The sequence below is a fragment of the Comamonas sp. 17RB genome (genome assembly GCF_030056555.1).
Classification (GTDB): domain Bacteria; phylum Pseudomonadota; class Gammaproteobacteria; order Burkholderiales; family Burkholderiaceae_C; genus Comamonas; species Comamonas terrigena.
On sequence record NZ_JASHHY010000014.1, the window covers coordinates 1 to 12,904 of the forward strand.

General features: G+C 62.2%; 10 protein-coding genes. 5 read left to right on the top strand and 5 right to left on the bottom strand.

Annotation, left to right across the window (positions count from 1 at the left end):
* A partial coding sequence (locus QM470_RS20680) for a retention module-containing protein (RefSeq protein ID WP_283340579.1) occupies positions 1–1,152 on the bottom strand: 1,152 nt, incomplete at its 3' end.
* A 596-nt stretch (positions 1,153–1,748) separates the two neighbouring features.
* Here QM470_RS20680 and QM470_RS20685 point away from each other — a divergent pair.
* Both QM470_RS20685 and QM470_RS20690 read left to right on the top strand, forming a co-directional pair.
* Complete coding sequence (locus QM470_RS20685) at positions 1,749–2,153, top strand: YkgJ family cysteine cluster protein (protein WP_066538451.1); 405 nt, start codon at positions 1,749–1,751, stop codon at positions 2,151–2,153.
* Positions 2,154–2,202: 49 nt separating this feature from the next.
* Positions 2,203–2,616 (top strand): NUDIX hydrolase, encoded by a 414-nt coding sequence (locus QM470_RS20690; RefSeq protein ID WP_283340580.1) that lies wholly within the window; start codon positions 2,203–2,205, stop codon positions 2,614–2,616.
* A 95-nt stretch (positions 2,617–2,711) separates the two neighbouring features.
* On the opposite strand, the gene QM470_RS20695 is transcribed toward QM470_RS20690, so the two are convergent.
* The 3 genes from QM470_RS20695 to QM470_RS20705 form a co-directional block, all read right to left on the bottom strand.
* The gene (locus QM470_RS20695; protein ID WP_280012976.1) at positions 2,712–4,028 is read right to left on the bottom strand and encodes a hemolysin family protein; all 1,317 of its coding nucleotides are present in this window, start codon (positions 4,026–4,028) and stop codon (positions 2,712–2,714) included.
* A gap of 57 nt (positions 4,029–4,085) precedes the next feature.
* Entirely contained in the window at positions 4,086–4,934 is an 849-nt protein-coding gene (locus tag QM470_RS20700) for an undecaprenyl-diphosphate phosphatase (protein WP_283340581.1), read from the bottom strand.
* 99 nt (positions 4,935–5,033) lie between these two features.
* Positions 5,034–6,302, bottom strand: coding sequence for a GGDEF domain-containing protein (locus tag QM470_RS20705; RefSeq protein WP_283340582.1), 1,269 nt, complete (start codon positions 6,300–6,302; stop codon positions 5,034–5,036).
* A gap of 338 nt (positions 6,303–6,640) precedes the next feature.
* Between QM470_RS20705 and QM470_RS20710 the strand changes: the two genes are divergently transcribed.
* The 3 genes from QM470_RS20710 (at position 6,641) to dinG (ending at position 10,296) form a co-directional block, all read left to right on the top strand.
* Positions 6,641–7,222 carry a carboxymuconolactone decarboxylase family protein gene (locus QM470_RS20710; RefSeq protein WP_283340583.1) on the top strand — a complete coding sequence of 194 codons (582 nt, stop codon included), beginning with the start codon at positions 6,641–6,643 and terminating at the stop codon, positions 7,220–7,222.
* Between the two features lie 187 nt (positions 7,223–7,409).
* Positions 7,410–7,694 carry a hypothetical protein gene (locus QM470_RS20715; RefSeq protein ID WP_283340584.1) on the top strand — a complete coding sequence of 95 codons (285 nt, stop codon included), beginning with the start codon at positions 7,410–7,412 and terminating at the stop codon, positions 7,692–7,694.
* A 424-nt stretch (positions 7,695–8,118) separates the two neighbouring features.
* The gene (gene dinG / locus QM470_RS20720) at positions 8,119–10,296 is read left to right on the top strand and encodes an ATP-dependent DNA helicase DinG (protein ID WP_283340585.1); all 2,178 of its coding nucleotides are present in this window, start codon (positions 8,119–8,121) and stop codon (positions 10,294–10,296) included.
* 1,760 nt (positions 10,297–12,056) lie between these two features.
* Here dinG and QM470_RS20725 read toward each other — a convergent pair.
* Complete coding sequence (locus tag QM470_RS20725) at positions 12,057–12,647, bottom strand: Spy/CpxP family protein refolding chaperone (RefSeq protein WP_283340586.1); 591 nt, start codon at positions 12,645–12,647, stop codon at positions 12,057–12,059.
* Positions 12,648–12,904: the final 257 nt, after the last annotated feature.

A 12,904-nucleotide genomic window follows, 5' to 3' on the forward strand; every position in this document is an offset into this window, starting at 1 on the left:
ACCACCGTCTTCGCTGGTCGAGGTGGTGGCCGTCAGCTGCACGGTCACCGTGTCGGCATCGTCCTGCACCTGGGTCGAGGTGGTGCTGCTGATGTCCAGCGCTTCGTAATTGCCGCCTTCGGCCTGGGCGATTTCGAACTGCTGGCCCTGTGTGCCTTGCAGGTAGCCATCGTCAGGGCGGGAGTCGGTGAGCACCGAGCCTGTGAGCTCGCCCACCTTGATGGTGATGGTTTCGCCGGTCTTGAGCGTGATGACCAGATCCGAGCCCTGGGGCGCCTTGTCCACCGTGGCGGTGACCGTGATCTTGCCGCCTTCGGTCACCTGTGTATCGGCGCTGAGCACGATCTCGGTGGGGTCCTGGTCGTCCACCACATTGGTGCTGGTGGTGCTGGTGGTATCCAGACGATCGTAGCCGCCGCCCGTGGTGGAACCGACTTCAAAAATATGCTGGTCCGTGCCCTGCACATAGGCATCATCCGTACGGGTGGGAATCTCCACCGAACCCGAGGTTTCGCCGACCCGGATGACGATGACCTCTCCGGTCCTGAGCGTGATGACCAGATCGCTCCCGCGGGGTGCGCGGTCCACGGTGGCGGTCACGATGATCATGCCGCCTTCCGTCACCTGCTGCTGTGCGCTCAGGGTCAGTGTGCCTTCGTACAGCGGCGGCAGCGTGGTGCCGGCCGCACCGCTCAGGCGGTCTTCCACCACGTCGCTTGCGGGACGGGGGTAAGCCAGCGCCAGCGGCGTTGTGGCTTCCAGCACGCTGGCCAGACGCACAAAGGTGTGGTCACCACCACCACCACCGGCATTGGTTGCGGCAGTGGGATCCAGCTCGGCCAAGGGATCCTGGCCGTTGTTGATGGCGGCAATCAGGTTCTCCACCAGCGGATCGACCGCAGTGGGCACGGCAGCCTCCGCGGCCGGAATGTCTTCGAACACATCCGGGCTCAAGGCCACATCCTGGTTCTCGCCCAGGACCAGCGGTGGCTGCCCGTCGGCCTGCAGCACCACGGTGCTGCCCGAAGCGGTCACGACCTCCGCATCGGCGGGAATACGCATACCTTGGCGCAACGGCGTGAGATTGCCATCCGCATCACGAACCCAGGCCTGGCCTGTCAGCTGTGTCACCAGCACGGGAGTACTTGCCATCTATCACTTTCAATAAGCTTGAGGAACTGCCGCGAATACCTGGTCCGCTGGCGACTTAATATGCGCAATCCTAGGGAAATCCCCTTGCAGTCACTATTGGCGCCGACGCCAATGCCGCACCTTTTATGCAGCAGCAAATGTCAATCATTGTGTGGAATGCATGTAAAAGGCATAGCAGCAAAGATTCAGTGGGCGCATGAAATCGCCCATCGCATTCAAAAACGCCACAACCCACCCCGCGCCCTTGTAAGCAAGGGTTGCGTTCAACGCCGTCGGAGTGGCCCGGCGCACTTGACAAAGATCAACGGTAGTGCAGTCACCCTGCATAGTGAACGCTTGCCAGCAGCCGCGAAGCATCGTTCCGTGGTGGCAACAGCGCAGCGGTAACCCTGCGCCCGGCCCCTTCGGCCAATCCCGGTACCATGCCGCCTCCGGCATGCACGGCCCGGTGACGGCGGAAAACACCGCTCGTTCCCTGTGGGCTGCTTGCACCTGCCCCAGAAAAATATCCCCATCAATTGATACGGAGTTGCAAGCCATGCGCGCACCGCATGCTCACTTTTTTGTGAGCGCCCGGACGCTGGCTGCCAAGCCCTATGAAATCCTCCATCCGCATCGTGGACGTGGACCGTCTGGAAACCTGGAGCAAGTACAAGCCCGGCATGTGCGACACCTGCGCAGCCAACTGCTGCACCATGCCGCTGGAGGTGCGTCTGCCCGACCTGGTGCGCCTGGGCCTGGTGGACCCGTTCGAGGTCGAACACATCGAACCCAAGCAGATCGCCAAGCGCCTGACCAAGATGCGCCTGATCGACCACTTCAATCCCAAGCACGAGATCTTCACCATGGCGCGGCGCGCCAGCGGGGACTGCAACTTTCTGGATGCCACCACACGCCGCTGCACGGTGTACGAGCAGCGCCCGGAGACCTGCCGCCTGCACCCCAAGAAAGGCCCCAAACCGGGTTTTTGCGCCTACGGCAACAAGAACGCCCGCCTCTGAGGCCTGTGGGACCCTTCCCGCCTTCCCAACCCTTCGTTCCGTTCCACCCATGCACCACCTGCACATCGCCGCCGCCTGCCTGTTCAACACCCAAGGTCAGTTGCTGACCGTGCGCAAACGCGGTACCCAGGCCTGGATGCTGCCCGGCGGCAAGCGCGATGGAGAGGAAACGCCGCTGCAGGCCCTGGTGCGCGAGCTGCAGGAGGAGTTGCAGCTCACCATGGCGGCCGCAGACTTTGCGCCCCTGGGCCAGTTCAGCGCCATCGCCGCCAATGAAGCGGCCACCCAGGTGCACGCCCATGTGCTGGTGGCGCACGCCCCCCTGCAGCAGACCGTACAGGCCGCGGCCGAGATTGCCGGGGTGCAGTGGCTGGCACTGGACCAGCCGCTGCCGGACACCCTGGCTCCGCTGCTGCGCAGCCAGGTGATTCCGGCGCTGCGGGCGCGCAACGCGGCGGCCTGAACGCCGCCTGTGGCGCCCTGCGCCAGCCACCTCCTGGACCCCTCATGTAAAAAAAGGCTGCCCTCGGGCAGCCTTTTTGCGGGGGATGCGGACGCTTATTCGTCCTGCAAGGTCTCGATCACATTGTCCTGTAGCCGGGTGGCCAGGATCTTGTCGATGATCTTGCCGTCCATGTCGACCACTTCGAACTGCCAGGATTCCCAGACCACCTTGTCGGCCTCGGTGGGCAGCTTGCCGGTCAGCAGCATGACCATGCCGCTGAGCGTCTGGTAGCGGCCCTTTTCCTCTTCCGGTACGCTCTTCAGGTTCAATCGGTCCTTGAGCTCCACGATGGGGATGTGGCCGTCCAGCAGCCAGCTGCCGTCGTCGCGCTGCACCGCCCAGGCGTCGCTGGGGTCTTCGGTGACGAACTCGCCGGTGATGGCTTCCATCAGATCGTGCACGGTCACGATGCCCTGCACTACGCCGTACTCATCGACCACAAAGGCCATGGGCGCGCCGGAATTCTTGAAGTTCTCCAGCAGTTCCATGCCGGTGATGGTTTCCGGAATGTAGAGCGGTTTTTCCAGGAAGACGCTGGTGGGCGTCAGTTCGCGGTCGCCCTTGAGCGCATGGGCCATCCACTGGCGGGCATTGAGCACACCCAGCAGATCTTCAAAGCTGCCGCTGGTGACGGGAAAACGTGCGTGGTCGTGTTCTTCGATCAGCGCCAGGTTCTCTTCAAAGCTGGCCGTGATGTCCAGGCACACCACATCGGAGCGCGGCACCATCAGCGAGGAAATCTGGCGGTCGTCCAGGCGGAACAGATTGCGCACCATGGCGTGTTCGTTCTTTTCGATGGCACCCGACGAGGTACCTTCGGCCAGCACCGCATGGATTTCATCCTCGGTCACCGAGGATTCATTGCTTTGGCGCACGCCCAGCAGCTTGAGCAGGCCCAGCGTGGAGCTGGTCAGCATCCACACAAACGGCTTGGTCAGCTTGGCCAGCAGGTTGATGGGACGGGCCACCAAGCGGGCGATGGATTCGGGGTTGGTCTGGCCCAGGCGCTTGGGTACCAGTTCGCCCACGACGATGGACACATAGGTGATCAGTACCACCACCACGGCCGTGGAGACGGTGCTGGCGTACTTCACCGGCATGCCCCATTGCTCCAGCCACACGGACAGCGGCTGGGCCAGTGCGGCTTCACCGAAGATACCGTTGAGCACACCGATGGAGGTGATGCCAATCTGAATGGTGGACAGAAAGCGGGTGGGGTCTTCCCCCAGCTTGAGCGCTGCAGCCGCAGCGCTGTCGCCCTCATCAATCAGCTTTTGCAGCCTTGCCTTGCGTGCCGTGACCAGCGCGATCTCGGACATGGCAAACACGCCATTGAGCAGGATGAGGGCGATAAGTATCGGAATTTCCATGATGGTGGGTCGCTGCGGTGGCCTGCCGCAGCATTACAGCTTTCCTAGGGTGAAAAGTTATTGAATCAGGCCAAAGTACAGGCCCGCCAGAATCAGCAGGCCCAGCACAACACGGTACACAACGAAGAATGTAAAGCCCTTGTGTGAAATCAGGCGCATAAACCACACGATCACCGCATAACCGACGACAAAAGCGACAAACGTGGCAGCCAGCGTCATGCCCCACTGGTCGGGTGTCATGGGCTCGCGCTTGAACAGCAGCATGTAAAAGCCCGACAGCAGCACGGCCGGAATCGCCAGCAGGAAGGAAAAGCGGGCCGCCGCCTCACGCGTCATGCCCAGCAGCAGGGCCACGGTGATGGTGCCGCCCGAGCGCGACACGCCCGGAATCAGCGCCATGGCCTGGGCCAGGCCCAGCAACACACCGTCCTTGATGCCCAGCTGCGCAATCGTGCGAGTCTGGCTGCCGCGGCGCTCGGCCCAGCCCAGCAGCAGGCCGAAGACAATCAGCATCACCGCCGTCAGCGCCAGCGTGCGGAAGGTGGTTTCAATGAAATCACGCAGCAGCAGGCCCAGCACACAGATGGGGATGGTGCCCAGAATCACCAGCCAGGCCAGCTTGGCGTCGGCGTTCAGCGGCTCGCCCGCGCGGCGGCTGCCGATCACGGGCAGCGAAGCCAGCCAGGCCGTCAGCATGCGCCACACGTCCTTGCGGAAATAGATCAACACCGCCAGCTCGGTTCCCAGTTGGGTGATGGCCGTGAAGGCAGCGCCTGGGTCGGCATGGCCGGGCAGCAAGGGGCCCAGGATGCGCAGATGGGCGCTGGAGGAGATGGGGAGGAATTCGGTCAGGCCCTGGACCAGGCCCAGGATCAGGGCATCCAGCCAGCCAAAGTTGGCGTGCATAGCGAAAAAAGCAGTTCAGCGAAGTGGGATGGCCGGCGCTCGCACAAAGTTCCCAGAGCGAACACGCAGCAAAAGGTGCCCAGTGTAGCGCGCCGCTGCTTAACTGGCTGGCCCTATGGCCGCTGCCTGCTGTGCCCAGCTGGGACGGCGCGGGTTGATCACCGGCATGGCAATCGAGGCCACGCCACAAACCTGGTTGCGCCCCTGTTCCTTGGCCTGGAACAGCAGGCTGTCGGCCAGCTTGAACACCGTGTCCACCGTGTCCTCGTCGCGCACCTGGGCCAGGCCCACGCTCACGGTGACATAGGGCGCGGTGGGCGAGGCATCGTGGGCCAGGTTCAGCCCATGCAGGTCGATCAGCAGCTTTTCCATGCGCTTGCGCAGTGACTGCACATCTTCGTCATAGGCCACCAGGGCAAATTCCTCCCCGCCCAGCCGCACGGCCAGATCCAGCGGGCGGCGTGCATAGTCCGCCAGCAGATTGCCCACCAGCCGCAGCACCTCGTCGCCGGCCTGGTGACCGTAGAGATCGTTGTAGAGCTTGAAGTGGTCGATATCGATCACCGCCAGGAACAGGGATTCCTTCTCCCGCTTGGCGTGCAACATGTTGCGCTGGAACTGCTCGCGAAAGATCCGGCGGTTGGCCAGCCCCGTCAACGGGTCGTGGCAGGCCTCCCAGTCCAGCAGCTTGCGCAGCACGAACTGCTGGCGCAGTGCACGCTCGCGGAAATACGCCGTCACACCGGACAGCACCAGCGTGACCCACATCATGACCACCACCAGCCAGTGCTCAGCCAGCTGCTGGGGCTGCGGCAGCAACCACGGCCCCGCAGCCGTGGAAATCACGCACACCACCACCGCGGCCAGCAGGGCCTTGCGCAGCCGGATGCCCAGCGGGTACAGCGCCACCACCACCGTCAGCAGCATGACGATGCTGGCCTCAGGCAGGCCCAACGATTTGGCCGTATAGGAAGAAATCACCACCCCGCAGCCACAGGTCACCACAGACACCACGATCCAGAACTCATGGGTGGCGGACCGGGTCCCGGGGTGCAGCAAGACATACAGGGTGCACAGAAAGCAGGCCAGCACCACCCAGCGCTGCAGCATCACACCCAGCACAAACTGCAGTTCCCGGCCGGTGCCCAGAACCGCCTGCATGCGCCACCAGTCAAAGGCCGCGAAGAAGATCCACACCAGGCCCAGAAAACCCAATGTAAACAGCGTGCTGCGGCGCTGCTGCACACGCAGCTCCTGGGTGAATTCCTGCTCCAGCACCGGCGAGGCAAAACGCAGCGTGGTCAGCGACCGCCCCATTTCCTGGCGCAGTGTCGCGGCTTCGTTTTCTGGGCTGACGGAAATGGCCATGGATGCAGGACTTTCGAAATGCCCCGGACTGCCCTGGCGTGCAACAGGACGCCCAGGACGTGGAGGAGAGCTAGCGGTATTGTGGACAGGGGCTGTTACATGCGGGCTCCGCCAATACATTTGGTAACTGTAGGACAACATCTATTTGTCGCTCTTGCGGCTTCGGCAGCCGTGGCTGCCACATGCCGGACATGCCTGGTTGGCAGGCAAGGATCTCCCGGCGTCCGCTGGGTGACCATGGTGCAAGGCCCTTGCGCCTATCGTCGGCTTTTTCCTGCCTGAGCAGATCCGCACCGCGGCCCCGCGGCAGTCCCGGGTCTGCGCGATCGAAAGCCGCCATGTCCCCCCCCTCCAACGACCGCCTGCCCCCGATTCCCGAAAGTGACTGGACGCCCGAACAGCGGCGCCTGGCCCAACCCATCATCGATGGACCGCGCGGCGCACTGATTTCGCCCTTTGTGCCGCTGCTGCGCAGCCCGGAGCTGATGGACCATGCCCAGCGCATGGGCGAGTACCTGCGCTTTCGCAGCAGCATCGGTCTGCGGCTGTCGGAGCTGGCCATCTGCATCACGGCCCGCCACTGGTCGCAGCAGGTGGAGTGGGCCATTCACGCGCCCATTGCAGAACGTGAAGGGATTGCACCTGCGGCCCTGGCCGATATCGCCCTGGGCCGCACTCCCGGCGCCTTGCAGCCGGACGAAGCCGTGCTCTACGCCTTCTGTACCGAGCTGCACCGCCACCAGGGCATCAGCGACGCCACCTGGGCCCAGGCCGTTGCCCTGTGGGGCGAGCAAGGGGTGGTCGACCTGATCGGCGTCAACGGCTACTACACCTTGCTGTCGATGGTGATGAACAGCGCCCGCACCACGGTGCCGGCCTCCAGCGCCAGCCCCTTGCCGCCCTTGGGAAAGGGTGGCTGACCCCTCCCTGGGTCACGGATCCTCGACACGCGCAGACCGCCAACCGCATGGCCGGTGCGGCCGCAGGCCACTTCGCGGGGGCAGGACCGCTCTGGCCCTGCCATATCCCGCCCCGATGCAGACCGTTTTGTATGGTTTCATATGAAATCATACAAACTGAAAATTTTGATCCTGCCACAGCTGAAACATGTTTTTCAGCCACTTCCGCATCAAATCCTTACTGAATATCTATCAGACGCTATCTTTTTTGATAAGCGTGCTGTTACATGCACTCCCGACTGCCTTTTTGGCAGGCAAGTTGCACAGCGGCCATGGTCTGCCGTTGCCGGAAACTGAAAACGCATTGAAAACCGCTTTTCAGCGCCCCTTCCCCGCGGATTTTCACCCTGCTGAGCCACACCAGCACGCCAGCTTTTCCACACAAGATGTGAACACCCGCTTGCACCATTTTGTGGATAATTTTTTGCCCTGAATGAACCGGGCATGTCCCCGGCGTGTGGATAACCATGCGCCCCCAACCTGTGCACAACATCTGTTTGATATGAAAAGATATTTTCAACAGCCTGAGAATGTTGTTCCCAGGTATCAAGCGGCTATTCACAAACTTGTCCCAAGCCGCTAGGCTCTGCAACATCCCTCCCCACAGGCTGACAGGCAGCGGTGCGGCAGGGATTTAGAGAGCGTTTGTCCACATGTGCCGCGAGGCTGCGACAATCGGTGAATGCGGCCGGATACCGGCTGCGTTGTATGGCATGCAGGGCTCACCCGCATACAGCCTGCAATACGGTATTTGTAGTGTTTATTCATAAGATTTCACATCTTATCCACTACATATCCATGTATTTATTCATATAAAACACCGGTTTCCCCCCGCAAGACCGCTCTCCACACCCTCCATGAGCCAGGAAAAATGGGCCGCGCTGGCCCTTGAATCGTTCGATTCCGTTGTCGCATCCATCCCCGGGTTCCGCAGCCGTGACGGCCAACGGCGCATGGCCGATCAGGTGGCGCGCACGTTCGCCCAGGCCCAGCTGGGCAAAATCGAGGAAGGCGCTCCGGAGCCAAAAAAATCGATCGCCGTGGTCCAGGCCGGAACCGGGGTGGGCAAGTCACTGGCGTATTCGGTGCCCGCCATCAGCACCGCCCTGGCACGTGGCACGCGGGTGCTGATTTCCACCGCCACGGTGGCGCTGCAGGAACAGCTGGTGAACAAGGATTTGCCGGCCCTGGCGCAGAAAATGCCGGTCCCTTTCAAATTTGCGCTGGCCAAGGGGCGTGGGCGTTTTGTCTGCAAACTCAAGCTCGAGCGGCTGTCCAGCACCGGTGAGCACAGCGATGAAGCCGATGACCTCTTTGCCGAAGAAGAAGCGGCCCAGCGCAAGGCCCGGCCGCCGGCCGAAAAAGAGGCGCGCATGCAGTTCTATGCCAGCATGGCCGACGCCCTGGCCACCGGCGAATGGGATGGCGACCGCGACAGCCTGAAAACCCCGCCCGAGCCCGAAGCCTGGAGCCCCGTGGCCGCCGAAGGCAGCAGCTGCACCGGCAAGCACTGCCCCGTGTTCAGCAGCTGCACCTACTACGAACGCCGCAAGGACATGGTGGCGGCCCAGGTCATCGTGGCCAACCACGATCTGTTGCTGTCCTCACTGGGCGCCCGTCTGCTGCCCGAGCTGGACAACTGCCTGCTGGTGCTGGACGAGGCCCACCACCTGCCGCAGACCGCCCTCTCCCAGTTCGCCTGCGAGATGGATCTGAGCCGCCTGCAGTGGATCGACAAGCTCACCAGCCGGGCCCTGCGCGTGGGCCAGCTGATGGAAGTGGAGGAAATCGCCGAGCTGCCCGGCCACAGTGCCGGCCTGCGCCAGCACCTGACGGATCTGGCCTGCCTGGTGATGGAGATCTACGGCGACGCACTGAAGGGCCAGAAAGACAGCTGGGGCCCGGCCCGTGTACGGGCTCCACGCGGCGTTTTGCCGGAACCCCTGATCAACCCCCTGGCGCAGGTCATGCACCACGCCACCGGCTTTCTGGACGCCTTGCGGGCCATTTCCAAGGCATTGCGCGCCGAGATCAAGGACAAGCCCGAGGAAGCCCAGCGCCTGTCCGCCCTGTATGCCCAGGTGGGCACCCTGGCGCCACGCCTGGAATCGGTGCACGACACGGCCCAGCTGTTGAGCCAGCAACCCGAGATGCAGGCCGACGGCAGCGCCCAGGTACCCAATGCCGTACCCAATGCCAAGTGGTTCACCCTGGAGATCGATGGCGACTACATCGTCGTCAAGGCCCATGCCAGCCCCATCCTGCCGGGCGCCACGCTGCGCCACCACCTGTGGAGCCAGGTCCGCGGTGCGGTGCTGACCTCGGCCACCCTGACCAGCTGCGGCGGCTTCGATTTCTTTCTGCGCGAAGCCGGCCTGCACGGCGACGCCAGCGTGCAGACGCTGGAGGTGGCCAGCCCTTTCGACTATGCCGCCCAGGGCACGCTGGTGGCCCACCAGACCCATGCCGACCCGCGGGAAGCCCAGGCCTTCACCGCCGAAATGGTGGACGCCCTGCTGAACGACCTGGCGCTGGTGCAGGCCGGCGCCCTGGTGCTGTTCACTTCCCGCGAGCAGATGCGCCAGGCCGTGGACGCCCTGCCCTCCCACATGCGCAGCTACGTGCTGGTGCAGAACGCCATGCCACGCACCATGCTGCTGTCCGACCACCGCAGCCGGGTGGAGTCGGGCCTGCCCTCCATCATCTTCGGCATGCAGTCGTTTGGCGAGGGACTGGATCTGCCCGGCGCACTGTGCGAATCACTGTTCATCACCAAGCTGCCGTTTGCCCCGCCGGATGACCCGGTGGGCGAATCCCGTGCCGAGTGGCTGCGTACCAGTGGCCGCAACCCCTTCAACGAGCTGGTGGTGCCAGCCACCGCCATCCGCCTGGCGCAATGGGTGGGCCGTGCCATCCGCACCGAGGAAGACCAGGCCCATGTCTACTGCTACGACAAGCGCCTGGTTGCCACCAACTATGGCGCCCAGCTGCTCAAGGGCCTGCCACCGTTCACCCTGGCCAAGCGCGCAGCCTAGCGCGGTCTGGCAGCCTCCTGCGCCCCTCGCAGAAGGGGCCACCGCATGCGTGGCCTGGCCACACCATGTGCAGGCCGGTTCAGCGGCGCGAAGAACGGCTGTGCCCGGTGCGTGCACCTGGATCAACCCCTGCCTGTTTTTTCATCAGGAAAACGCACGCGCCTCCCACCATCCTCACCATGCACATGCCCGCCATGGGCTGTGCACAACTGCTTTTTCAACGCGTCCTGCCTCCGCATCCCAGCCGTGTCCCTGCGGCCACGGATCGGCCGACAGTGCTGCGCCAGGGTCATTGAATTTTTTTGAACATTCCGGTTTTCAGAGGCAAGTTGTCCAGTTATCCCATGCCTTGCATAACTTTCTGTGGATAAAAACCGCTGAATGTCCAAAGAAACGGCGGCATGGTCACGCCGATTCGGATGAAAAACGCTTTTCAACCCCATGCAGCGCACGCGGCGAAGTATGCCGCTTTTCAGCGCACGGCCGTCTGCCGTTCCTCGAAAACCGGGGCTTTCCGTGCGGTCATGCCCTTTGTGGAGCCCCGAGCTGGGAGTCCTCTCTATGACTTCTTCTTTATTTCAATGAAATAAATTAGTCGTAGTAGTAAAGCACCGGTTTTTTTGTGGATAACCCACTGAGTCCATGCTTTTTCAAGGGCTTGCATGGTGGAAAAACATGTGGGTCATGCACAAGTTCTGCTGTCCTTGCAACGGGGACAACTGCACACATCCCTGGATTTTTGTGGAAAACCTTTTTTTTCCAGTCAACTTGTCCACAGAGTGACCTTCCCTCTGATGTCACGTAGTTTTAAGAGATTTTTTTTGAAAACAAAAGGGATACAGCTATCAATTTTGATGTGAATAACTGAAAAACCAAGGTTTACCAACAATCTGCCACTTCGGTGTTGGCAATCTGCTGGGCTCCAGAAACGATGGAAAAGTGGATTGAAAAAAACGCAAACGGACTGGAAGGCATGAAAAACCGCGCAAACTTTGCGCGCAGATGTTGTTCCTATATTTAATTTTTAAAATTAGTAGTCATAGTAAGCACCGCCAGATTCTGTGGAAAAGTCTTCTTTTTCTTTGTATTTCAATGGCTTGGAGATTGTTCAAGCATGTGGTTGGCACCGGGCTGCCGCTGTCACCCGATTGGGTACAAGCTGAAAAAAACTTTCCAGCCAGTGGATAAGTGCCAAGTTGCTCTTTTTTTCTGCCCATGCTTGTCCACAGGCCTGGAAAGCGCTCGAACAGGCTCCAACCCGCCGAAACAGGCCTCCCGGTGCGGTGGGAGAGGGCTCCCCACCGGATGTAACTCGGTTACGAAAGTTTGAAATGTCGCCAAACCAGGTAACTGAGTTACTTTCTTTGGATAAGTTGTTGTTTTATATAGAACCTCTGCCCCAGGCGGATGCCGGACACGGAGCCGGCAGCTGCATGCGCCGTGGCAGAGCTGGCCCGAGCGTCCTGGCGGTGCATCGCTGTCACCAAGGGGGCGGGCCCGTGGTGGCGGCAAGCGGGTCCGTAGAGGGTCCGTGCCAGGGGCGGGAAGGTGAAAAGAATTTTTCGCGCTGTGTGGGGTGTGCTGCGCGGGAAAAAACCGGAATGTGCCGCATAGGCGGCACATGCGGCCATGGGGCACATGTATGGCGGGCCTGCGGCTTCCGGGTCAAAACTGCAGGCATAAAAAAAGCAGGCACAAGGCCTGCTGAAGAGGGTGGAGTCCCGGCTGGGCAACCGGGATGGCGCACAACCGAAACCGATTCAGGCGCCGGGCGCCGCAGCGGGGGCTGTCTGACCAGGCTGACCCATGCCGGGGTGGCCCATGCCGGGATGGCCTTCGCCACGGGGACCGCCGCGGTGCATGCCAGGACCTTTGCCATGGCCGTGGCCGTGCATGGGCATGGCCACATCGAATGCTTTTTGCTGCGCCGGATTCAGGCTGGCGTAGAAGGCCTTGGTGGCGTTTTCACGCTGCTCGATGGCGGCGTTGCGTTCCTTGCGCAGGCTCTGGGCCTGGTCAATGCGCTGGGGCGTGGTCAGCTTGCTGAAGGCCTCACGGTCCATGCGAGGCGCTTTGCGCTCTGCAGGGCGGGTGGCTTCCACGTACTTTTTCCAGGCACCTTCCTGGGCGGCGGTCAGCTGCAGCAAGGGCTTGACGCGTTCCATGTGCTGGGCATGCATGGCGGCGGGGTCCAGGGCAGGGCGGCCCGCCTGGTGGGGGTGGGCAGGGGCGGTCTGGGCCGTGGGGGCTGCGGGTGCGGCGGTGTTCTGTGCCCACACGGGCAGGGTGAAGGCGCCGGCCAGTGCAGCAGCGGTGGCGGTGGCGATCAGAGAGCGTTGCAAGAGGGCCATGGTGATGTCCTTTCCTTCAGGTTGAGGGGGACGCTGCAGCTTGGTTGCAGCGCTTGAATGCAAGTGTGGGGACTGTCTGTAAGCGTTCCATGTGGAAACCGTGATGCTGTGTAAAGTAATGCGAAGCCTGGAGACCCTCTGCACCCCGTACCTGGCAGGGCAGGGTGGTCCACAATGGGCAAAGTGAGGAATTTCCACGCCACAAGGTCGGCGTGGGTAGCCATGGTTTGGATAAGGCGCAGCGCCGACGGAGCCGC